Raw genomic sequence first — 20,465 nt, 5'->3', positions numbered from 1 at the left:
CATGGCTCAGGGGCGGGTCTACGACGACATCATCGTGGGGGCCGGCAGCGCGGGGGCCGTGCTGGCCGCCCGGCTCAGCGAGGACCCCGGCCGCAGGGTCCTTTTGATCGAGGCGGGGCGCCACTACGCTTCGGCGGCGACGACTCCGGAGGATCTGCTCGACGCCAACGCGATGTCGCTCGTGAAGCACAGCTGGGGTTTCACCACCCAGCTCACGCGGGAGCGGCGGGTCATGTTCCCGCTCGGCAAGGTCACCGGCGGCTCCTCGTCGGTGGGCAACACGGTCGTCATCCGGGGGACGCCGCAGGACTACGACGAGTGGGCCGGCAGCGGCAACCCGCTGTGGGACTGGAAGCACGTGCTTCCCGTCTTTCGCGCGCTGGAGGACGATCTGGACTTCGGCGACCGCGACATCCACGGCCGCGGCGGCCCGGTTCCCGTCAGGCGGTGGCGCCCACAGGAACTGACGGAGGTTCAGCAGGCGTTCCTCGATGTGTGCCTGGCCGCGGGACACCCCTGGGCCGAGGACCACAACGACCCCGGATCCACGGGCGTGGGACCGATCCCGTCCAACCGCCGCGATCCCCGCGTCCGCGTCTCGACGGCGATGTCCTATCTGTGGCCCGCGAGCGCGCGCGACAACCTCTCCATCCTGTCCCGCGCCCTGGTCGACCGCGTCGTCTTCGAGGGCGACCGCGCGGCGGGCGTGGTGGCGTCGGTGGACGGCGGCCCCTGGGAGACCGTCCGGGCGCGGCGGGTGATCCTTTCGGCCGGAGCCGTCGCCTCGCCTGCGATCCTGCTCCGCTCGGGCATCGGGCCCGCTGAGGATCTGCGCGGTCTCGGCCTGCCGGTGCGGGCGGATGTGGCGGCGGTCGGCGCGGGCCTGACCGACCAGCCGCGCATCGGGGTGTTCATGACGCCCAAGCCGGGTTACGAGAACGAGGGCAAGTCGACCGGTCAGATCGTGACCCGCACCAGCGACAGCCGGTTCAACGACCAGTACTACGCGATGGTCAACCGCTTCGACCTCACCCTCCACTTCCCCGAACTGCGCCGGGTCGCCGGGGCGCGGGCCGTGTTCGGGGTGATGGTCGTGCTGCGCCGCCAGCACTCGCGCGGCCGGGTCACGCTGGCCTCGTCCGACCCGTTCGCCGCTCCCCGCGTCGATCTCGGCTACCTCTCCGACGAACGCGACTACCGTCTGCTCGCCGACGGTGTCAGGGGCTGCTGGGAACTGGCGAGCTCACCGAAGATCTTCGACAAGGGCGACCAGCTGGTCGCGCTCGACGAGCGCGTCATGGACGACGACGAGGCACTGCGCGACTACATCGAAAGGGCCGTGGACAGCGCCTACAACCCGGTGGGGACGGTGCGCATGGGTCCCGCCGGCGATCCGGGGGCCGCCGTGGACCAGCGCTGCGCGGTGTACGGGGTCGAGAACCTGCACGTCGTGGACGCGTCCATCATGCCGAGCATGGTGTGCGCCAACACGCATCTGACCGTCGTGATGATCGCCGAGCGGGCGGCCGCGCTGCTGCGCGACCGCGGCTGACCCGGCGCCGACCGAACCCATCGAATTGCCACAGGAGGCGGGCAGATGTGCGGAATCACCGGCTGGGTCTCGTTCGGCCGCGACCTGACGCGCGAACGCGGGGCCCTGGACGCGATGACCCGGACGATGGCGTGCCGGGGCCCCGACGCCGGCGGCACCTGGACCGGCCGGCACGCGGCGCTCGGCCACCGCAGGCTGGCCGTGATCGACCTGGCCGGCGGGGCGCAGCCGATGACGGTGGGCACCGACCGGGGCGAGGTGACACTCGTCTACAGCGGTGAGGTCTACAACTTCGTCGAGCTGCGCGACGAGTTGATCCGGGCGGGCGAGCGTTTCACCACGGCCAGTGACACCGAGGTGGTCCTGCGCGGCTATCTGCGCTGGGGAACCGGGCTCGCCGACCGCCTCAACGGCATGTACGCGTTCGCCATCTGGGACGGGCGTGAGCACAAGCTGGTGATGATCCGCGACCGGGTGGGCATCAAGCCGCTCTACTACTGCCGCACGCCGGACGGGGTGCTCTTCGGTTCGGAGCAGAAGGCCATCCTGGCCAACCCCCTCGCCCCGCGTGTGGTCGACACTGAGGGGCTGCGCGAGGCACTGTCGTACGCCTTCACGCCGGGGCACGCGATCTGGGCGGGCCTGCGGCAGGTCGAGCCCGGCACCATCGTCACCGTCGACGCGGACGGACTGCACGAGCGTACCTACTGGCGTCTGGAGACCCGGCCGCACACCGCCGACGTGGACACCTCGGTGCACCAGGTGCGCGAGCTCCTTGACGACATCGTGCGCCGGCAGCTCGTCGCGGATGTGCCGCGCTGCCTGCTGCTGTCCGGCGGGCTCGACTCCGGCACGCTCACCGCGCTGGCCGCCGCCCACCTCACCGGCGAGCGCGTGCCGACGTTCGCGGTCGACTTCACCGGCCAGGCGGACAACTTCACGCCCGACGAGCTGCGCGACGCCCCCGACACCCCGTTCATCCACGAGGTCGCCGAGCACGTCGGCGCGGACCACACCGACATCGTGCTCGACCCCAAGGCGCTCGCCGATCCCGCCGTGCGCAGGGCCGCTCTCGTGGCGCGCGACACCCCGCTGGGCGTCGGAGACATGGACTTCTCGCTGTATCTGCTCTTCAAGGCGATCCGCGAGAAGTCGACCGTCGCCCTGTCGGGAGAGGCGGCCGACGAGCTGTTCGGCGGGTACCGGCACATGCATGTCCCGGCCATCCAGCGCGCCCGGGCGTTCCCGTGGATCGCCGTCAGCGTGGGCCCCTTCGACAAGGACGCCACCGGCATCGACCCGGGTCTGGTGGCGCGGCTGCGCCTGGAGGAGTACCGCCTTGAGCGGTATGACAGCGCGGTCGGTGAGGTCGAGCGGCTGGAGACGGAGGACGACTTCGAGTACCGCATGCGCGTCATGATCCATCTGCATCTCACCCGCTTCATGCGGTACATGCTCGACCGCAAGGACCGTATGAGCATGGCGGTCGGCCTCGAAGTCCGCGTACCGTTCTGCGACCACCGGCTCGTCGAATACGTCTACAACGCGCCCTGGTCGCTGAAGACCTACGACGGCAGGGAGAAGAGCCTGCTGCGCGGGGCGGCCAAGGACATGCTTCCGGCGTCGGTCGCCTGGCGGCCCAAGAGTCCCTATCCGTCGACGCAGGATCCGTACTACGCCCGCGAACTCCAGGGCCAGGGGAGGGAGTTGCTGGCGGCGCGGCATCACGATGTCTTCGAGCTCGTGGACCGGGACTGGCTCAAGGGCGCCACGGAACGCGAGGTGTCCACGATGGACCGGCTGACCCGGCTCGGCCTGGAGCGGACGCTCGACCTGGCCGTATGGCTGGACGTCTACCACCCCGACCTCAAGCTCTCCTGACGCCGGGCGACCCCGCCCCGGTCCGCCGCGACACACGCCTGCGGCGGTCCGGGGCGCGGCGTCGGCGTCGGCGCGGCGGGGCGCTCAGCCGAAGGACGCGATGAGTTCCAGGGTCCGCGCGTTCTCCTGCTCGGTGCCGAAGAGCGTCGTCATGAACTCGGTGGCGCCCGCGTCGGCGTACCGCCGCAGTTCGCGCTCCACACGCGCCTCGTCGCCGGTGATGGCGACATCCACGGCGGTGGCGACACCTTCGCGCTCCAGCATGGCCCGGTAGCTCGGCTCCCCGCCGGTGCCCACGGCCGAGTAGATGTTCCCGAGCAGCGCGCGCCTGGCCGCCGGGTCGTGCGTCACGCATACGGACACACCCACCACGACGCGCGGCGCGGGCCGGCCGGCCCGGCTCGCGGCGCGGGTGAGGGTGGGAACCACGTGGTCGGCGACCGTGCGGGGCCCGGTGAACTGGGTGATGGTGCCGTCCGTCTCCTCGCCCGCGAGCCGCAGCATCGCCGGACCGAGCGCGGCGAGCATCAGCGACGGCGCTGTCGTGCCCGGCACTTCGACGGCGCCGGCCGCCGTCAGCGTCTCACCGCGCAGGGCGACGGGCTCACCGCGCAGGAGGGGCGCCAGCGCCCGCAGGTACTCCCGCAGATGACGCAGCGGCCGGTCGTAGGAGTAGCCGTAGGCGCCCTCGACGGTGGCCCGGTGGCTCAGTCCGATGCCCAGCGTCAGGCGTCCGCCCATCGCGGCCTGCGCCGTGAGAGCCTGACCTGCCAGGGCGAGGGGGTGCCTGGGGAACGTCGGCACGACGGCGGTGCCGAGCTGGATGCCGGGTACCTCACGGCCGGCGACGGCCAGCGCGGTGAGTGCGTCGTGCCCCAGGACCTGAGGCAGCCACGCGGCGCCGGCACCCGCCCGCGCCGCGGCTCCGATCTGCGCGATGACACCGTCGAGCGGTACGCCGTGCGTGATGACCAGCACGCCACCGCGCATGTCAGTGCTCATGATCACCTCATGTGCTCCGGCGCCGGGCGGCGCGCGGCCGGCGTGCGGACGACGGCCCTGGTGACGCCATGGCCCGGCGCGGGTAGCAATCGCTCGGTCGTGCACCGCTTCGGACGTGGCCGAGCCCGGCCTCCGCCTCCCGGGCGGCCGGGAGAAAGAGACCGGGGCGCGGCCCGCTCAGTTCGTGGTCACCGCCCACCGGGGCCGACGGAGGGGCTGTTGCTGTAGGCCGCCAGCCGCCACGTGCCGTCCTTCTTGGCGAGCACCCAGGTGGCGTACACGGTCCGCTCCGGCGGGGCCTCGGTCTCACCGGGGATCAGGACGCCGGTCTGGCTGATCACCACGGCCGCGTCGTCGGTGAGGAAGCGGACGTCCAGCACGTTGTCGGAGGTGCGCGTGCCCTTGAGCGGCCCGTTGAAGGAGAACGCCATGGCTTCGCGGATCTCCTGACGCGACTTCAGGTAGGAGCCGGGCAGTACGGCGCTGGCGTCCTCGAAGTACTCGGCGACGAACGCGTCCGGGTCGGCGTCGTTCCAGGCCTGGTAGACGCCCTTGACGACGTCGAGGACGGCGGCCTCGTCCTGCTTGCGGGTGTCGGTGGTCATGATGGCTACCTCGTTCTCGTAGTTCTCGTGGTTCTCGTGGTTCTCGTGGTTCTCGTGGTTCTCGTTCGTGTGCTTCGGACGGTCCGCGCCCGCCGGCTCGCGCGAGCGGGCGCGGACGGTGACATGGGGTGCCTGGTGGGTGTCAGTCCCGGGCCGCCGCGACGGTCGTCCCGGTGGTTCGCGCGGGGGGCACGGGCGGGACGGGGGCAGAGGCGCGGTGCGCGGGGTAGGCGAGCGACACGAAGATGCCGGCCGCGGAGAACGCCGCGCACAGCCACAGCGCATGGCTGAAGTGGGTGATGAGGGTCTGGTGCGAGGTGTAGTTGCCGGCGTGCGCGAAGGCGGTCGCGGTGAAGGCGACTCCGAAGACACCGCCGAGTTCGCGCAGCGTCGCGCTGGTACCCGATGCGATGCCGGTCTCCTCGGGACCCACCGAGGTCATCACGCCGTTCGCGACGGTCGGGAACACGATCCCGATGCCGACACCGGCGACGAGCAGCCCCGCCAGGACGCCGCCGAAGGTGACTCCGGGCGTGGCGACCAGCGCGACCCACCCGAACCCGATGGCCTGCAACGCCATGCCGAGCGCCATGAAGGGACGGTTGCCGTACTTGTCGGCGAGGGGGCCCACGACCGGGGCGATGAACATGGAAACGGCCGTCCAGGCAAGCAGGTGCAGCCCTGCCCTGAGCGGACTGTCGCCGAGCCCCGACTGGAGGAACTGCGACATCAGGAACAGCGCCCCGAACAGACCGGCGTACATGAAGAAGGTGACCCAACTCGCCGTGTTGAAGGCCCTGTTGCGGAACAGGTCCAGGCGCACCATCGGCCGGCTCCGGCGTCCTTCGACCATCAGGAACACCGCCACCACGACCGCTCCCGCCACGAGCGAGACGATGACCTGCCAGCTGCTCCAGCCGACGCTGCTGACCCGTACGAGACCCCAGGCGAGGAGGAAGAATCCGACGCAGGCCAGGGCGAGACCGGGGAGGTCCAGCGGCTGGCGCGGGCCGTAGCTCTCGGTCAGTCGCAGCAGGGAGAGCAGCCCGGCGACCAGGCCGATGGGGACGTTGAACCAGAAGATCCAGTGCCAGCTGAGTCCATTGACGACCGCGCCGCCGATGACGGGTCCGATGGCGACGGCGAAGCCCGAGACGGCGCCCCACATGCCGATGGCAGCGCCGCGTTTCTCGACCGGGAAGGCGTCGCTGATCAGCGTGAGCGAGATCGGCATGATGACGGCCGCGCCGAGGCCTTCGCCGGCCCGGGCGGCGATCAGCACGCCGACGGTCGGGGCGAGCGCCGCAAGGGCGGAGGCCGCCGCGAAGATGACGAGCCCGGCCGCGAAGGCCCGGCGGCGCCCGAACCGGTCGGCCAGCGCGGCGGCCGGCAGCAGGAGGCACGCGAAGGTGAGCACGTAGGCGTTGATGGTCCACTCGAGGTCGCCGACGTCCGCGTTGAGGCTGGTGCGCAGCACCGGCAGGGCGGTGGTCACGACCAGGGCGTCCAGGGCGGCCATGAAGACGCCCACTGAGCTGAGGGCCAGTGTCCAGCCCTTATGGGGTGCGAGTGCCCCGGATTCGACGGATTGCATGGTGCGCCTCTCCCTCGGGAGGTTCTGCGGCCTGCGGCCACAGCATCACACTAGTTCTTTGAATCATCTGGTTCAATTTTTGTACCACAGATCCGGATGGAGGGCGCGCGCAACCGGATGACTGGGGCGCGCGGGGACGGCAGGGGGCCCGTGGCTACGGGCCGGGAGCGCTCGCCGGCGGCGGCACTACTTGATGAGGGACCTGATCAGCCGCTCGTCGCCACCGAGATTCATCCGTCCCGCGGCGATGGCGTCGTCGAGGGTTTCGTCGCCGGCGATGAGTGTCTTGAGGGTGCCGGCGTCGGTCATGAGGGTCGCCTCGGGCTCGTAGGCGACCGCACGGGCGATGTCCAGGCCGGTGTCACCGAAGCGCAGCGTGAACCGGTCGTCGTCGATGCGCATGTCGCAGGTGCCGGCCACGGGGGCGCCGGCCGCGAAGACGTACTGGGCCTGGGAGCGCAGCGAGAGCAGCAGCGAGTCCACGGTCGAGGGCGCGTGGCGGTCCCAGAACGGCGACGCGACCGCCCAGTCGCCGAGCGCGAACAGGACGGGCTCCAGGGAGCGGCCCCACTCGGTGAGCTCGTACACCGGGCCGCTGACCGGCGCGCCGGCCCGGTACTTGCGCAGCACCCCGATCTCCTCCAGGTCGCGCAGCCGCATCGTGAGGATGTTGGAACTGGCGCCGCAGAGTCCGTCCTTGAGGTCGCGGAAGCGCTTGGGCCCGAGCAGGAGCTCGCGCACCACGAGCAGGGCCCACCGCTCCCCCACCAGGTCCAGCGCGTGGGAGACGGGGCACCCTTCGCCGTAGCTGCGCTTCTTGTTCATCCCTTTACCATAATCCGTCGCGGATGGGAGCCCAGGCCCCGGCGGTGGGAAACCCCGTCGGCCACGGCTTCCCCCGTCCGCCTGGTGCCCGGGTGATACCCGCATTTCAGCGCCCCGACCCAGGCGCGGCCCCCACGACCTCGGCCAGGTAGGCGGCCGCCTTGTCGGGGTCCATGAACCACTCCATGAGGTCGTTGGGGTCGTCGAAGCCCTCGATGTAGCGGCGGGCGATCGCGGGGAACTGGTTTGCCGCGCCCAGGAGTTCGAGCATGTGCGGGCGCGGCGGCCCCAGCGTCACGTTGGTCCACTCCGTGGTCGCGCGCCCGTGCCGCGACCAGAACGATTCGAAGGCGCCGCGCAGGAACGCGCCGTCGAACGGCCGGTCCTCGTGCTCCAGGATGGCCTCGAGGTAGCCGGCCGCACACTTGGCGGCCATGTTCGCTCCCTGCCCCGTGATGGGGTCGTTGGCCACGACGACGTCACCGGCCCCGAGGACCAGACCCCCGGAGGGCAGCGTCGCGACCGGATGCCGCACGACGGGGGTGTATCCCCCGCGCAGCGTGCCGCCCGCGTCCGTGAGCTCCAGCTTCGTGAAGTTCTCGCGCGCCCACGGCACGTGCAGTTCGACCAGGTCGACGAAGCGCTCCAGGTGTTCCTGAGGTGAGTGGATGTCCCCGAAGACGTCAAGGGGCCCGCCGGGGACGGCCTCGAAGAACAGGATGTGGCAGGGGCCGGAGACGGTCAGGGCCGGCATCACGATCATCTCGCCCCGGCCCGGCAGCATGTGGAACTCCACCGTGTGGTCGCCGGGGCCCGCCGGATCGGGCTGGTAGCCGTTGACGTACACGACCGAGAGCATGCGCTGCGGCGTCGTGTACGGCGAGCGGGACGCGTCGCGTTCGAACAGGCCGGCCAGTCCCTCCTTGCCGGCCGCGACGACCACGAGATCGTGGTCGCCCGCCATGGCGTCGAGGTCCGCGACGGTGGCGCCCTTGACGATCAGGTTCCCGCCCCGCTCCTCGAACAGCCGCAGCCAGCGCGCCATCTTGAGCCGCTGGTCGACGTCGGCGCCCGGTTTCTTCAGCGGACTGACCCAGTCGACGACCGGAACGGGACCCTCGGCGCCCACCTGGAAGCTGGTGAGGGGGGTGTGCGGAGCGAGACCTTCCCAGAAGTAGATACCGAGCTCGCGCTCGAATGCGAGCGTGCTGTCGAATTGGAATTGGGACGACATGACCGTGCCGTGCTCGATCTCGTCGGCCGTGCGCGCCGACATCACGGTGACGTCATAATCGTGCTGTTGCAGCCCGAGCGCGAGGTGCAGCCCGGCCTGCCCGGCGCCGACGATCAGGACTTTTCGCACACCGAGCCACCCCTTGTTTTTCCCGGACGGGAGAATGATGACCGGCCATTTCACCGGTGTCTCCAGTGTCCTTGCGCCGGAGGCCGGCGCCTTCTCTCGTTTTGCCCAGCAGGTCCCGGACGCATGGAGCGCCCCTGCCCCTCACCGGCGCGGGCCGGCCTATTACGGGGTCGGAAAGAAGGTGCGGACGAACTTTTCCCAGGCGCGCTCTCCGAAGATCACCCGCTGGGGCCGAAGGAGCCGCACCGGGATGCCGAGGCGGTAGCGGATCCGGGGGCGGGGCACGGTGATCGCCTTCTCGACGAGGGCGGCGACGTCGCCCGAGCGCAGCGACAGACGGCCACGCCCCTTGGGGTGCTCCACCTCCCGGTAGGCGCCGTGCCAGGCGACGAACCGCTCCCAGAAGTCGCCGTAGGGGTCGTTGTCGGTGGAGCCGGGAGCGAGTCCGAGGTCGCCCACGGTGGTCGGGACGAACGCGCCGAGGATGGGCGAGGGTTCGATGACCACGACCTTGATGCCGAAGCGGCGCACTTCGAGCCGCAGCGAGTCGCCGATCGCCTCCAGGGCGTGTTTGGTGGCCTCGTAGTAGCCGCGCCCCGGGGTGGCGAAGAGCCCGAAGATCGAGGACATGATGACGATGCGGCCGGCCCCCTGCGCGCGCATGCCGGGCAGCACCAGTTGCGTCATGCGCGAGAGTCCGAAGACGTTGGTCTCGAACTGGCGGCGGACCTCGTCCATGGGTGTCTGCTCGATCGTGCCGTTGAGGCTGTAGGCGGCGTTGTTGATCAGCACGCCGACGGCGCCGTGCTCGGCCGTGATCCGCTCGACCGCCGCGGCCATCGACTCCTCGTCGCTCACGTCGACCCGCAGGGTGGTGATGCCCTCCTGCTCCAGGTCCTTGAGGCCTTCCAGGCTGCGCCCGCTGGCGTAGACCGGCCACCCCTGGCGGTGCAGCCGGAGCGCGAGCGCCCGGCCGGTACCTGAGGAGAGGCCGCTCAGCGAGGAGACACCGGTGATCAGAACCGCGCGGGAGCACGTCATGTCCGGCCCCTGCTCAATCCGCGGCCGGCGCCGGGGCCGGTCCGGAGCCGTCCGGCACCTCCTGCTGGGAGATGCGGCTCCTGGTCACCGTCGTGCCGAGCCCGAGACCGTCCACCAGGCGCGTGATGAAGTTGAACAGCGCCGCGCAGAAGAACGCCTCGAGCAGGTCGTCGGCGCTCCAGCCGGCGTCGAGCGCCTTCTGCCAGTCCTCATCCGTGATCTTGTACGCGTTGCGGCTGAGCTTGGTCAGCAGATGCAGCAGGACCCGGGTGCGCTCGTCCACCGGCAGGTCGTCGGGCGAGCCCGCCACGTCGATCGCGTGGGCCAGTTCCTCGCTGCCGCCGAAGACCTGGAGGAAGAAGTTGTGCGTCCCGACGCAGTAGGGGCACTGGTTCACCTTCGACGTCCAGGCGGAGATCAGCTCCCTGGTCTGCCGGGGCAGGTTTCCGTGGTTGAAGACGCCGTCGTAGCCGGCCAGCATCGTCTCCAGCAGCTCCGGCCGGGACGAGACAAGGCGGAACATGTCGGGCACGAAGTCCAGCGACGTGACCTTCTTGGCGCGCTCATAGAGCTCCGCCACTTTCCCGGTCGCCTCGGCCTCGTCGACCAGCGGAACACGGACTCCGGAATTGTCATCCATGAGTACACCTTTCTCGTGCGGAATGTCCTCTTCATGAACCGGCCGAAACACGTGGCATGTTCCGCCGGCGGAGCACGGGCATCGCTTCGGCCTGGAAGTCGAGTTCCGGGTCGAGGCCCTGCACAATTCCCTCGACCACCAGGAGCGACAACAGCGGGAACGCGAACTCGGGTACCGGATACACGCCGAAACGGCGTTGAATGTCGAAAAGCCGTCCTGCGAATTTCGCCAGGCTGAACTCCTTGGACCGCGCTCCCGCCGACTCGGTCACCAGGCCGGTCAGCTCCGCGCGGAATCCCCCGAGATCGCATCCTTCGGCGACGCTCGCCGCGCTCTCGATGATGATCTCCGCGCAGAGCGGGCCGTTTCCCATGGCCATGTTGATGAAGAAGTCCGCGAACGAGGCGCGCACCGGCTCCGACAGCTTGATCACGAAACCCGCGTCGAGGATCACGAGGGAACCGTCGTCCTGGATGTAGAGGTTTCCCGGGTGCAGATCGCAGTGCACGAGTCCGTCCACGAACAGCATTTCGTAGACCGCCATCATGACCCTGCGCGCGGCGGCCCCGCGCGCCTCGGCGGACAGGGGCCCCGGCGCCGTGCGGGCCGACCCGTCCACGTACTCCATGACCAGGACGTCCTCGGCGCACAGCTCGGGCAGCGGCGCGGGGATCCGTATCCAGGAGAATTCCCGCAGGTTCGCCCGCAGGGTGCCCAGGGCCGTGCGCTCCGCCTCGAAGTCCAGCTGGCGCAGGATCGCGCCGCCTACCTGTGCGTGCATGACCTTGAACGGCATGGACCGCAGGTGTGGCAGGTGCCGCATGGCGCCCATCGCGAGCGCGGTCAGCCGGAAGTCGCGCCGCATCACCCGGCCGATGCCAGGCCTTCGCACCTTCACCGCCACCCGCCGGCCGTCCAGGGTGATGGCGCGGTGCACGGTGGCGATGCTTCCGGTGGCCACCGGCGTCCAGTCGAACGCCGCGAACGGCCACGTCCGGCCCCGGTACGCCCCGCGCACCGCGCCTTCCAGGACCGCGCGCCGGGGCGGGGGCGTGGCATCGGCCAGCCGGCCGAGTTCCGCGCAGACGCGCTCGGGCAGGAGGTCTTGGCGTGTGCTCAGGAGCTGGCCGATCTTGATGTACGAGGGCCCCAGTGATGTGAGCAGCGCGGTCAGCCGCTCGCCGGCCGGGGCCCATGGCCGTCGCCGCAGGCGGGCGCTGAGCGCGCCGGGGCCGAACACCAGGGCATGTCCCAGCACGGTGCCACTCACCCGGACCGCGCGAAGAGCCGTGCCGGGCAGTTCCGTCAGGGCGGCGTCCGCCACTCTCGCCATGCCCGTCCTCCCCTCAGCCGAGCCACTGGACCCCAACACATCCGCGCGAACGAAAGCGCCCGGCCCACGTCCCCGGCGTATCCGATGTCCCCGGCGTACCCGACGTCTCCGGCGCTCCCGGCGTAGGAAATCGTCGGCGCGTGGCGAGGTGAGCGGCTACTTCGAGCGTGCCCTGCCCCGCTCCGCACGACGGAAGAAGCGCGGCCACGCCCACGCCGCCACACTGGCTCTCCTCACCACGGGCAAGCCGCACAGGGCCGGAGGGCATGAGGGTGGCGCGAGCGCGATATCAGACACACCGGACCATCGCGGAAACGAGGGTCACGCCCGCCAAGTGGGACGCCGCGCGCGTCGCTCTCGCCGAAGTCACCGAGCGCTTCGGGGTGTTGGCCGCGCACGCGGATCCGCACGCCATGGCGACGGCCGACTGGAGTGTGGCGGACACGGCGGCCCACGTCACCGCCGTTGCCTGGCTCAACGCCTGCTCGGTGGGGCACGACGACAGCTCGTTCCCGGTGCCGTCGGTCCGGGAGCAGGTCGCCGCGACCACGGTCGACACCTTGGGAGCGGGCCTCAACACGGCGTTCCTCGATGCCTATACGGAGCGCGACCTCGGCGAGGTCGTGGCGCGGCTGCGTTCCTCGATCGAGAAGTTCCTCGGCCTGACCGCCTATCAGGACCCCACCACGCTCATGGACTGGCTCGGGGGATCGCGGATCCCGCTGGCTGGCCTGGTGGCCCACCTGACCAACGAACTGCTCCTGCACGGACGTGACATCGCGCGCGCGGTCGACGCGCCCTGGCACGTTCCGAACGCATACGCCGCGCAGTTCTTCGAGCTCTTCCTGGTCGAGATCGCCCGCAACGGCACCGGGCACATCCTCGACCGCGGCGCACCCGAGCGCGAAGGGCGTATCGCGGTGGAGTTCCGCTCCGCCCACACCTCCCCCGTCACGATGGTCCTGGACACCGGGCGTCTGTGGGTCGAGGAGCCGAGCCGCGACAACGATGTGCGTGTCCACTTCGAACCCGCCGCCCTGAACCTCGTCCTCTTCCACCGCGTCCCGCACGCGCGGGCGGCGCTGACGGGCTCCCTGCGCGTGTGGGGCCGGCGCCCCTGGCTCCTCGTTCCCTTCCTGAGCAAGGTCCGCCTTCCCTGAAGACGGCAAGCCGGGCGTGGTGGGGGCGCGCCCGCGTCGCGGCGCGGGCATGCGCCTGTCGGCCGGCAAGGCGGGAGAAGGCAACGCGACGGATGGTTGCCATCATGCGACGGGGGGCGTCCCAGCCCTCCGGGACGGGGCAGGCGCGGTTCGCGCTCGGTTCGCGCTCGGTTCGACGAAGGGGTGATCGGCGATGCTGATCTGCGTAACTGGCGGCACCGGCTTCGTCGGTGCCCATTCCGTCGCCGCCGTCATCCGGTCCGGCGCACGGGTGCGGATGCTGGTCCGCGACGCGTCGAGGGTGGGCCGGGCGCTGCGTCCGCTGGGCGTGGATCCGGCCCGCGTGGAGCTGGTGGTCGGCGACGTCACGGACCGGGCCACCGTCGCCAAGGCGGTGGACGGGGTGGACGCGGTGCTGCACGCGGCCTCGGTGTACTCCTTCGACAGCAGACGGCGCGCCGAGATGCGGGCCACCAATGTGCGCGGCACGCAGCTGGTGCTTTCGTCCGCCGTACGGGCCGGGGCGGACCCCGTCGTCCATGTCTCCACCGTCGGCGCCATGTTCCCCGCCGCGGGCGGTGTGGTCCGGGCTGACTCCCCGCCGGGCATGCCACGCGAGGCCTACTTGGCCAGCAAGTCCGTCGCCGAGGCAGTGGCCCGGCTCCACCAGGAGGAGGGGGCGCCCGTGGTGATCACCTACCCGCCGGCACTGCTCGGCCCCCACGACCCCCATCTCGGCGACCAGAGCGCCAGACTGCGCAACGCCCTGCGGGGCCTGCTGCCCGTCTGGCCGATCGGTGGTTTTCCGGTGGGCGACGTCCGGGACACCGCCGGTCTTCATGCGGCCCTGCTCGCCAAGCCGGCCGGGACACGCGAGCGGCACTTCGGCCCCGGCCGATTTCTGACCACCCGTCAGTACGTTCAGGCGCTGCGCGATGCCACCGGGCGCGCGCTCCCCACGATGTTCCTGCCGGCGCGTCCCATGCTCCCGTTGACGATGTTCGCGGACCTGGCGCAGCGCGTCTGGCCCTGGTCCATTCCCGCCGAGTACGGCGCCCTCTACACCTGTCTGCACGCGGCGCCCGTCGACGCGGACGCCTCCACCTACGGCCTGCTTCCCCGTCCCCTCGGTGAAACCCTGGCCGACAGCGTGCGCTGGCTGTACGAGGCGGGGCACGTGTCGGCGCGGCAGGCGGGCCGTGCGGGCCGGTCGCTCGCGGGGTCCTCGGCATGACGCCCGAGGGGCGCCCCGAGCCCTTCTGGAATCCCACCTACCGCGCCTGCCGCGACAACATCGTCCGGTTGGCACGAGCGCACCCGGAGACGTGGGAGTGGCCGGTGCCCGCGTGTCCGGGCTGGAACGTGCGGGACGTCGTCGCCCATCTGCTGGAGGTGTGCGCGCGGGCCGTCGCCGAAGTGCCCCGGAGCGCCGTCCTGCCTCCGGCACTCGCGCCGGATGCCCCTCTGCCCCAACTGCTGGGTTCCTGGGAGGAGTTGGACGGGGCCCTGGCGGAGGCACTGGAACGGACCCCTTGGCTGCGCCGAGGCATGATGCTGCTCGACGTCTTCTCCCATGAACTCGACCTGCGCGCCGCCCTGGGCCTCCCCGTGCCCCGGGAGCATCCCGCCTTCGACGACACGCTGGAACTGGCCGCGATGGGCTTCACGATGTCCGTGAACGCACATCATCTGCCGGCGCTGCGCATCGAGACGGCGGGACGGGGGTGGCCGGCCGGCGAAGGCGGGCCCGCCACGTCGCTGCGCGGACCGGGCCTGGAGGTGTTCCGTGCCCTGACCGGCAGGCGCACCCTCGCACAGATCCGCGCGCTGTCCTGGAGCGCGGCGCCCGAGCCCTGGCTGCCTGCCTTCACCTGGGGTCCCTTCGTCCCGCCGGCGCGGCCGGTGGAGCGCGGCACGCAGGCGGGTGAGCGGCGGTTGTGGTTCCTGCCGCCGTCCTTGAGCTCAGGAGTCGTCGCCTAGCAGTCGTCGCCCAGGCGGACGTCAGGCCGGTCGCCGTTCCGCTGCCCCGTGCCGCCCGGTGACGGCCCGGGCGGCGTGCAAGGTGGCCTGAACCGGCGTCGCCCACAGGAGTGTTGCCCGGCATGGGCCGGGCCGGGCGGGACAGTCATAGGGCGGGGATCACGTAGTACCTCCGCCGTCCGGGATGTCGTCCCCAGGAGTGGTGCCCGCCCATGCCCGTACTCGCACAGCGCACCGTCACGGCACCGGCCGCCGTCCCGAAGGCCGGGCAGCGGGCGGGCGTCCCGCAGACGCGGGAGCTGCGTCGCGCTCTGCTCACCGCGGCGGCCGCCGCCACCACCGTTCCCGAGCTGGCCTCGGCGCTGTCCCGACGCCTTGAGCTCCTTCTGCCGCACGACGGCTCCACCCTGACCGGTCTCGATCCGCTCACCGGCGTCGACTGTCTCCACCACGATGGCGGGCCGGTGGGGGGCGCGGTCCACGAGATGCCCATCGCCCTGACCCACCGCGGCGTGGTGTGGGGCGGCCTCGTCCTGGTGCGGGCGGGCCGGCCCTTCACGCCTGCGGAGATTCGGCGCGCCGAGCGGCTTGGCGCAACCCTCGCGGTCGCCCTGCGCCACTTCGTCGCGGGCAAGCCCCTGCGTCCCGGGCGGCGCGGGCTGTTCCCCGGCGTGGTCGTGATCGGCCCGGACGACACGATCAGGGGCATGACGCAGACGGCACGCACCTGGCTGGACGAGTTCGTCTCCGAACCGGCGCGCACCCAGGGCGACGAACTGCCCCCTCTGCTGTGGAGCATCACCTCCTTCACGCGGCGCACCCACAGCACCGCCCTCAGCAGGATTCCGACGTGCGGAGGATGGGTCGCGGTGCACGCTCAGCCGCTCGGCGGACCGCACGGGGAGATCGCGCTCACCTTCCAGTCCGCGCCCGCCTCACAGCTCCTGCCCGCCCTCTTCGTCTGGTACGGATTCACACCACGCGAGCGGGCCATCGTCGAATCGCTCCTTGGGGGCCTCGCGACCAAACGCATCGCCCGGCTGCTCGGCATGTCCCCGCACACCGTCACCGGCCACCTCAGGTCCGTCTACCGCAAGACCGGCACGTCCGGCCGCGAAGAACTCGTCGCGGGGCTGCGGCAGTAGAGCACCGGCCACCGGCCGCGCGCCCGGTCATAGAGGCACCAACCCCCCAATATTCAGGGGGTGTTGGCCGCCTCGGAGGGACCACGACACTGGGCGCGTGTCCCGGTGGCGGGATACGGATCACACAGGACAGGAGACGTACATGATGCGAACCTCGGCCTTGACGCCCGTGGTGCGGCGGGTGGATGTGGTGACCGTGCCGCCCGACGCCGGGGGCGTGGCGGACGGCGGCCTGCTGCCCCCGGCGGGGACCGTGGTCCTCTACGTGGGTGACGTGTCGGCCCCCGCGTGGCGGCGGCTGCGCACGGCGGCGCTCAGCGGCGCCTGGCGTGAGGTGCGGGACACACCCGTGCCTCGACGCCCGGCCCCCGGGGCCCAGCTGGTGGCCGCGTCGCTCGCCCTCGACCTGGTCTGCGCGGGACACACACTGGTGCGCGACCTGGCCCTGCCGCACGGCTTCCCGTTCCGGACGCTGACCTTCCCGTACACCGGAGGCCCGCTGCGTGACACGGACTTCGGCATCATCGAGCACGCCGGGCCCCAGCACCCGGCCGTACGCGCCACCTGTCTTTTGATGCGACGCGCCCCTCAACTGACGCGTCTGGAGCGGCAGTTGCTCGACACCCTGCATCCCGACGACGGGTACGCGCACATGGGCCCGCCCGAGCCCTGCCAGACGATCACGACGATGGACATGCTGACGGACAACATCGGGCGTGCGGCGCAGCATGCCGTCGACCAGAAGCACGGCCGGGGCGGCTACGTCCGGGACGGGGCCGCGGTGGCGCTCTCGGAGTCCGACATCCAGCAGATCGCGGGCGATTCGGGTGCTCCCGCAGCCACCGTGGCCGATCTGCTGGCGCTGCGCCGGCGCCACGTCGCCCGCTGACGGGGCGACTTGTGGCTTCCCTCGGTGTGGCCGTCGTGCTGGGCGCATGGCTTGTCCTGACGGCGGTCGCGGCGCTGCCCCGGTGCGGTGAGGCGGTCCGGGCGCGCCTGCCGTCCTGGTGTGCTCCACTGCTGCCGTCCTGGACGTTCTTCGCACCCAATCCGGCGACGAAGGACAAGGTGCTGATGTACCGCGACCTCCTGGCCAACGGCACGTACGGACCTCTGCGGCTCGTGCTGGCGGAGGGCGGCGCGCGGGGCCGGGCGGGCAAGGCGTTGTTCGACGCCTCCTCCCACCTCGTGCGCCTGGCCGCGCGCGGGTGGGAGGAGGAGGCGGACGCGCGGACCCGGAGCGCCCGCTTGATGATCAGCACGTCCTATCTCGTCCTGCTCAACCGGGCCGCCTCGGCGGCGCACGACGCGACTGCCGTCGGCTTCGCGTTCGTCGTCGCGCACGCGAGTCTGCGGGACGAGGCGCCCCAAGTGGTCTTCGTCTCCGCCGTGCACCGCCTGGAGAGCACGGTGGTCAACGCCGACATGTGGGACACCGGGCTGCGGGAGGGTGGCGTGCAGAAGGGCAGCGTGCGGGAGGGCAGCACCCCATGGTGAACGAGAGTGAGACGGCCCGCGCGATCCTGGCCGTGTGCGGCGCCGGCCTCGCGGTGTCGGCGCGCCGCGATCTGCGCCAGGGTCACGAGTTCGGTGAGGGCGGCGCGCTCGCCTGGGCCGTGGTCGGCGCGGACCAGCACCGCTGCCCGCCGGTGGTGCGCGGGCTGTTCGTCTGGGAGCGGTATCGCGGGGTGCTGGCCGTCCAGTTCACGGCCGGGTGCGCCGCGCCTGCGGTGGCGGTGCTGTCCGCGACCGGCTCGGCGGTGTTGTCCTGCGTCCTGCTGACCACCCTGCTCCTCGGCCTGCACCGCAACGACTACGGCACCGACGGAGCCGACCAGATGGCCGCGCTGTGCCTGCTCACCGCCGCCGCCACGCTGGTCGTCGGCGGCACGGTGGGCCGGCTCTTCCTCGGCTTCCTCGCCGCCCAGCTGCTCCTCAGTTATCTGATCGCCGGGGTGGCCAAGCTGGTCTCGCGCACCTGGCGCGACGGATCCTGCCTCGCCCAGATCCTCTCGACCGACGCCTACGGATCGCCGGGGATCGCCGCGATTCTGCGGGCCCGGCCGCTCGTCGCGGCTCTCCTCGGCTGGGGGGTCATGGTCTTGGAAGTGACGTTCTGGGTAACCCTCTTCCTGCCGGCGCAGCCGCGCTGGGGTCTGCTCGCGGCGGGCGCGGCGCTGCACATCGGCATCGCGTTCACCATGGGCCTGAGCACGTTCGTCTTCGCGTTCGTCGGGGCGTACCCGGCACTGCTGTTCACCGCCGCGTACTTTTCCCCGTGAAGCGCGGGGGCCGCGGCGCTCCCGGCTCCCGCCTGCGGCACCATGGGGGCATGCGAAGCGTGGAAGAGGACACTGTGCGGGATCTGCCCGAGTCAGCGACGGAGCCCGACGGCTCGGCGGTCGTACGCGTGCTCAGCTACAACATCCGCTCCATGCGCGACGACGTCACCGCGCTGGCCCGGGTGATCCGGGCCTGCCGGCCCGACGTCGTCTGCGTCCAGGAAGCACCCCGCTTCTTCCGCTGGCGCAAAGCCGCAGCCCGCCTCGCCAGGGCCTCGGACCTCGTGTACGTGACGGGTGGCGCCACCGCGTCCGGGCCCATGGTCCTCTCCTCGCTCCGCGCCCATGTGGAGCGCACCGAGGACATCCTGCTGCCCCGCACTCCGGGTCTGCACCAACGCGGCTTCGCCACCGCCGTCCTGCGGTTCGGCGGGGCACGGCTCGGGGTGCTCAGCTGCCACCTGAGCGTCGACGACCAGGAGCGTTACGCGCAGGGCAGGTTGCTCCTCGACCGACTGGCGGCCCTCGTAGTACCGCACGCCATCGCCGCCGGCGACTTCAACGACCGGCCCCACGGCCGTACGTTCGGCCTGCTGGCGTCGTCGCTGCGGGACGGCTGGGCCACCGCGCCGTGGGGACGGGAGCACACCACCCGGCTCGGCGACCCGCTGCAACGCATCGACGCGGTCTTCGCGACGCCCGGCGTCGAAATCCTCGGGTGCGGGGTGCCGATGGGGCTTCCCGGCGTGGCGGAACAGGACCTCCGCGCGGCCACGGACCACCTGCCCGTGCTGGCCGCTCTGCGCGTACCCGCCGCGTAGCGCGGAACGGTCGGCCTTCTCCGGCGCGTCAAGTCGCTTGACCCTCACCGGAGTTGGGGGATGTCCTGACGAACCGTGACCGGTCCGGGGCGAGCGCGCCGGGGCCGGTGAACACCAGGAGCAGGAAGACCCAGCAGAACATGGCGGCCGCTTCGCCGCCGTTCTCCAGGGGCCACCACGCGCGGGGCTGGTGGACGGTGAAGTACGCGTAGGCCATCGAACCGGAGGCCAGCAGCGCGGCCGCGCGGGTGGCCAGGCCCAGGACGACCAGGCTTCCGGGCACCAGCTCGATGACGGAGGCGTACCAGTCGGGCCACACTCCGAACGCGACCGTGCCGCCGCCGGGTGCACCGCCGAGGATCCCGAACAGGGAGGCGGCCCCGTGCGAGGCGAACAACAGGCCGGTCACGATACGAAAGGCCGCGACGGCATGCGCGTGATGCCGGGCGAGGAGGCGCGTGATCATGAGGCTCCTTGGGCGGGTCCCGGCCGACGGCTGCGGGATCGTCGCCGCCCGGGCGCCCCAGGGGCCGGGGCGGGCGTGCGCTGTGCGGGGCGGCCGTCGGCCGGGCAGGGCGGTGGGGGTGGGGAATCACCAGGTGAAGTGGTCGAGAAGCCGGGCGATTCGGTACGGACCGGGGTCCGGCCGGCCGGGGGCCCGACCGGCGGGGGCCCGACCGGCGGGGAAACGGCCGATTCCTCGTCCGGCGGGGAGCACGCGCGATGCGGCCGCCGAGGGTATCGGTGCGGCCGGGTGCGGCAGGAGGTCGGAGTGCCGCTCCATGGTCAGCTGCCCCCGACGCCGAGGGCGGTGAGCAGCACGAGGACCACCGTCACCACGGCGAACAGGCCGTGGGCGAGGACCACGGCGAGGGGGAAGTGCCGCTCGGCGGGGGCGTCCTGGCCGGGGCCCGTGGGGGCGGTGGCGCGGGCGCGGTGGACGGGGATCCAGCGGGCGAGCATGACGAACCGAGCAGGGCGACGGGTACCAGCAGGATGAAGGCGGTCCAGGCCAGCGCGTCCTTGTCGGTGACGAGGTAGACGATCCAGACGACCAGACCGATCGCGGCGAGCGCGAAGTGGCCGAAGACCACGGGGACCGGCAGCCGGCTCGTGCCGCCACGGGCGCCTCCGCGCGTGAGCCAGGTGCCGAGCATGTAGAAGCCGCCGAGGGCGGTGATCACCCAGGTGACCAGTGCGGCCGTGTCCATGGGAACTCCAGAGGAGAGCGGGTGGCTGCG

General features: G+C 71.6%; 20 protein-coding genes. 10 read left to right on the top strand and 10 right to left on the bottom strand.

What is annotated here, in order from left to right:
- Nucleotide 1 precedes the first annotated feature (1 nt).
- Nucleotides 2-1,552, top strand: coding sequence for a GMC family oxidoreductase (locus ACFYM2_RS11690; RefSeq protein ID WP_388835462.1), 1,551 nt, complete (start codon nucleotides 2-4; stop codon nucleotides 1,550-1,552).
- A gap of 45 nt (nucleotides 1,553-1,597) precedes the next feature.
- Entirely contained in the window at nucleotides 1,598-3,433 is a 1,836-nt protein-coding gene (gene asnB, locus ACFYM2_RS11685) for an asparagine synthase (glutamine-hydrolyzing) (protein ID WP_388835458.1), read from the top strand.
- 84 nt (nucleotides 3,434-3,517) lie between these two features.
- On the opposite strand, the gene ACFYM2_RS11680 is transcribed toward asnB, so the two are convergent.
- From ACFYM2_RS11680 to ACFYM2_RS11645, 8 genes are all read right to left on the bottom strand, one after another.
- A complete protein-coding gene (locus ACFYM2_RS11680; protein WP_388835454.1) occupies nucleotides 3,518-4,435 on the bottom strand; it encodes a TIGR03564 family F420-dependent LLM class oxidoreductase in 918 nt (305 codons plus the stop codon).
- A gap of 188 nt (nucleotides 4,436-4,623) precedes the next feature.
- The gene (locus tag ACFYM2_RS11675; protein ID WP_350234218.1) at nucleotides 4,624-5,040 is read right to left on the bottom strand and encodes an SgcJ/EcaC family oxidoreductase; all 417 of its coding nucleotides are present in this window, start codon (nucleotides 5,038-5,040) and stop codon (nucleotides 4,624-4,626) included.
- A gap of 142 nt (nucleotides 5,041-5,182) precedes the next feature.
- The gene (locus ACFYM2_RS11670; RefSeq protein WP_388835451.1) at nucleotides 5,183-6,634 is read right to left on the bottom strand and encodes an MFS transporter; all 1,452 of its coding nucleotides are present in this window, start codon (nucleotides 6,632-6,634) and stop codon (nucleotides 5,183-5,185) included.
- Nucleotides 6,635-6,820: 186 nt separating this feature from the next.
- The gene (locus ACFYM2_RS11665; RefSeq protein WP_358997132.1) at nucleotides 6,821-7,459 is read right to left on the bottom strand and encodes a winged helix-turn-helix transcriptional regulator; all 639 of its coding nucleotides are present in this window, start codon (nucleotides 7,457-7,459) and stop codon (nucleotides 6,821-6,823) included.
- Nucleotides 7,460-7,565: 106 nt separating this feature from the next.
- Nucleotides 7,566-8,822 (bottom strand): styrene monooxygenase/indole monooxygenase family protein, encoded by a 1,257-nt coding sequence (locus ACFYM2_RS11660; RefSeq protein WP_388835448.1) that lies wholly within the window; start codon nucleotides 8,820-8,822, stop codon nucleotides 7,566-7,568.
- 162 nt (nucleotides 8,823-8,984) lie between these two features.
- A complete protein-coding gene (locus tag ACFYM2_RS11655; protein ID WP_388835446.1) occupies nucleotides 8,985-9,863 on the bottom strand; it encodes an SDR family NAD(P)-dependent oxidoreductase in 879 nt (292 codons plus the stop codon).
- Nucleotides 9,864-9,876: 13 nt separating this feature from the next.
- Nucleotides 9,877-10,503 carry a peroxidase-related enzyme gene (locus tag ACFYM2_RS11650; RefSeq protein WP_358997141.1) on the bottom strand — a complete coding sequence of 209 codons (627 nt, stop codon included), beginning with the start codon at nucleotides 10,501-10,503 and terminating at the stop codon, nucleotides 9,877-9,879.
- Nucleotides 10,504-10,534: 31 nt separating this feature from the next.
- A complete protein-coding gene (locus ACFYM2_RS11645) occupies nucleotides 10,535-11,836 on the bottom strand; it encodes an ABC1 kinase family protein (protein ID WP_388835443.1) in 1,302 nt (433 codons plus the stop codon).
- A gap of 272 nt (nucleotides 11,837-12,108) precedes the next feature.
- Here ACFYM2_RS11645 and ACFYM2_RS11640 point away from each other — a divergent pair, with 272 nt between their 5' ends.
- The 8 genes from ACFYM2_RS11640 (at nucleotide 12,109) to ACFYM2_RS11605 (ending at nucleotide 19,224) form a co-directional block, all read left to right on the top strand.
- Nucleotides 12,109-12,996 (top strand): hypothetical protein, encoded by an 888-nt coding sequence (locus ACFYM2_RS11640; RefSeq protein WP_388835441.1) that lies wholly within the window; start codon nucleotides 12,109-12,111, stop codon nucleotides 12,994-12,996.
- 193 nt (nucleotides 12,997-13,189) lie between these two features.
- Nucleotides 13,190-14,230, top strand: a complete 1,041-nt coding sequence (locus ACFYM2_RS11635; RefSeq protein ID WP_388459649.1) for an NAD-dependent epimerase/dehydratase family protein — start codon at nucleotides 13,190-13,192, stop codon at nucleotides 14,228-14,230.
- Nucleotides 14,227-14,976 carry a maleylpyruvate isomerase family mycothiol-dependent enzyme gene (locus ACFYM2_RS11630; RefSeq protein WP_358997153.1) on the top strand — a complete coding sequence of 250 codons (750 nt, stop codon included), beginning with the start codon at nucleotides 14,227-14,229 and terminating at the stop codon, nucleotides 14,974-14,976. The genes ACFYM2_RS11635 and ACFYM2_RS11630 overlap by 4 nt, the downstream gene beginning before the upstream one ends.
- A 212-nt stretch (nucleotides 14,977-15,188) precedes the next feature.
- Complete coding sequence (locus tag ACFYM2_RS11625) at nucleotides 15,189-16,121, top strand: helix-turn-helix transcriptional regulator (RefSeq protein ID WP_388459651.1); 933 nt, start codon at nucleotides 15,189-15,191, stop codon at nucleotides 16,119-16,121.
- Between the two features lie 142 nt (nucleotides 16,122-16,263).
- Nucleotides 16,264-17,010 (top strand): hypothetical protein, encoded by a 747-nt coding sequence (locus ACFYM2_RS11620; RefSeq protein ID WP_388835437.1) that lies wholly within the window; start codon nucleotides 16,264-16,266, stop codon nucleotides 17,008-17,010.
- A gap of 11 nt (nucleotides 17,011-17,021) precedes the next feature.
- Complete coding sequence (locus ACFYM2_RS11615) at nucleotides 17,022-17,618, top strand: hypothetical protein (protein ID WP_388835434.1); 597 nt, start codon at nucleotides 17,022-17,024, stop codon at nucleotides 17,616-17,618.
- On the top strand, nucleotides 17,612-18,403 hold the full coding sequence (locus tag ACFYM2_RS11610; RefSeq protein ID WP_388835431.1) for a hypothetical protein: 792 nt from the start codon (nucleotides 17,612-17,614) through the stop codon (nucleotides 18,401-18,403). The genes ACFYM2_RS11615 and ACFYM2_RS11610 overlap by 7 nt, the downstream gene beginning before the upstream one ends.
- 50 nt (nucleotides 18,404-18,453) lie before the next feature.
- Nucleotides 18,454-19,224, top strand: coding sequence for an endonuclease/exonuclease/phosphatase family protein (locus ACFYM2_RS11605; protein ID WP_388835428.1), 771 nt, complete (start codon nucleotides 18,454-18,456; stop codon nucleotides 19,222-19,224).
- Between the two features lie 28 nt (nucleotides 19,225-19,252).
- Here the strand turns inward: ACFYM2_RS11605 and ACFYM2_RS11600 are convergent, their stop codons facing one another.
- Together ACFYM2_RS11600 and ACFYM2_RS11595 are read right to left on the bottom strand one after the other, a co-directional pair.
- Complete coding sequence (locus ACFYM2_RS11600; RefSeq protein ID WP_388835425.1) at nucleotides 19,253-19,690, bottom strand: DoxX family protein; 438 nt, start codon at nucleotides 19,688-19,690, stop codon at nucleotides 19,253-19,255.
- A gap of 367 nt (nucleotides 19,691-20,057) precedes the next feature.
- Nucleotides 20,058-20,435 (bottom strand): hypothetical protein, encoded by a 378-nt coding sequence (locus ACFYM2_RS11595; RefSeq protein ID WP_388835422.1) that lies wholly within the window; start codon nucleotides 20,433-20,435, stop codon nucleotides 20,058-20,060.
- Nucleotides 20,436-20,465 lie beyond the last annotated feature (30 nt).

Origin of the sequence: Streptomyces sp. NPDC006711 (assembly GCF_042869775.1) — a bacterium.
Lineage (GTDB): Bacteria > Actinomycetota > Actinomycetes > Streptomycetales > Streptomycetaceae > Streptomyces.
Note: the sequence above shows the minus strand (reverse complement) of the source record. Positions and strands in the feature narration are given on the sequence as shown.

Excerpts from the sequence above, each read along its gene's own strand:
- ACFYM2_RS11690 (WP_388835462.1), top strand. The coding sequence starts at position 2 with ATGGCTCAGGGGCGGGTCTACGACGACATCATCGTGGGGGCCGGCAGC.
- asnB (WP_388835458.1), top strand. The coding sequence starts at position 1,598 with ATGTGCGGAATCACCGGCTGGGTCTCGTTCGGCCGCGACCTGACGCGC.
- ACFYM2_RS11680 (WP_388835454.1), bottom strand. The coding sequence starts at position 4,435 with ATGAGCACTGACATGCGCGGTGGCGTGCTGGTCATCACGCACGGCGTA.
- ACFYM2_RS11675 (WP_350234218.1), bottom strand. The coding sequence starts at position 5,040 with ATGACCACCGACACCCGCAAGCAGGACGAGGCCGCCGTCCTCGACGTC.
- ACFYM2_RS11670 (WP_388835451.1), bottom strand. The coding sequence starts at position 6,634 with ATGCAATCCGTCGAATCCGGGGCACTCGCACCCCATAAGGGCTGGACA.
- ACFYM2_RS11665 (WP_358997132.1), bottom strand. The coding sequence starts at position 7,459 with ATGAACAAGAAGCGCAGCTACGGCGAAGGGTGCCCCGTCTCCCACGCG.
- ACFYM2_RS11655 (WP_388835446.1), bottom strand. The coding sequence starts at position 9,863 with ATGACGTGCTCCCGCGCGGTTCTGATCACCGGTGTCTCCTCGCTGAGC.
- ACFYM2_RS11650 (WP_358997141.1), bottom strand. The coding sequence starts at position 10,503 with ATGGATGACAATTCCGGAGTCCGTGTTCCGCTGGTCGACGAGGCCGAG.
- ACFYM2_RS11645 (WP_388835443.1), bottom strand. The coding sequence starts at position 11,836 with ATGGCGAGAGTGGCGGACGCCGCCCTGACGGAACTGCCCGGCACGGCT.
- ACFYM2_RS11635 (WP_388459649.1), top strand. The coding sequence starts at position 13,190 with ATGCTGATCTGCGTAACTGGCGGCACCGGCTTCGTCGGTGCCCATTCC.
- ACFYM2_RS11630 (WP_358997153.1), top strand. The coding sequence starts at position 14,227 with ATGACGCCCGAGGGGCGCCCCGAGCCCTTCTGGAATCCCACCTACCGC.
- ACFYM2_RS11625 (WP_388459651.1), top strand. The coding sequence starts at position 15,189 with ATGCCCGTACTCGCACAGCGCACCGTCACGGCACCGGCCGCCGTCCCG.
- ACFYM2_RS11620 (WP_388835437.1), top strand. The coding sequence starts at position 16,264 with ATGATGCGAACCTCGGCCTTGACGCCCGTGGTGCGGCGGGTGGATGTG.
- ACFYM2_RS11610 (WP_388835431.1), top strand. The coding sequence starts at position 17,612 with ATGGTGAACGAGAGTGAGACGGCCCGCGCGATCCTGGCCGTGTGCGGC.
- ACFYM2_RS11605 (WP_388835428.1), top strand. The coding sequence starts at position 18,454 with ATGCGAAGCGTGGAAGAGGACACTGTGCGGGATCTGCCCGAGTCAGCG.
- ACFYM2_RS11600 (WP_388835425.1), bottom strand. The coding sequence starts at position 19,690 with ATGATCACGCGCCTCCTCGCCCGGCATCACGCGCATGCCGTCGCGGCC.
- ACFYM2_RS11595 (WP_388835422.1), bottom strand. The coding sequence starts at position 20,435 with ATGGACACGGCCGCACTGGTCACCTGGGTGATCACCGCCCTCGGCGGC.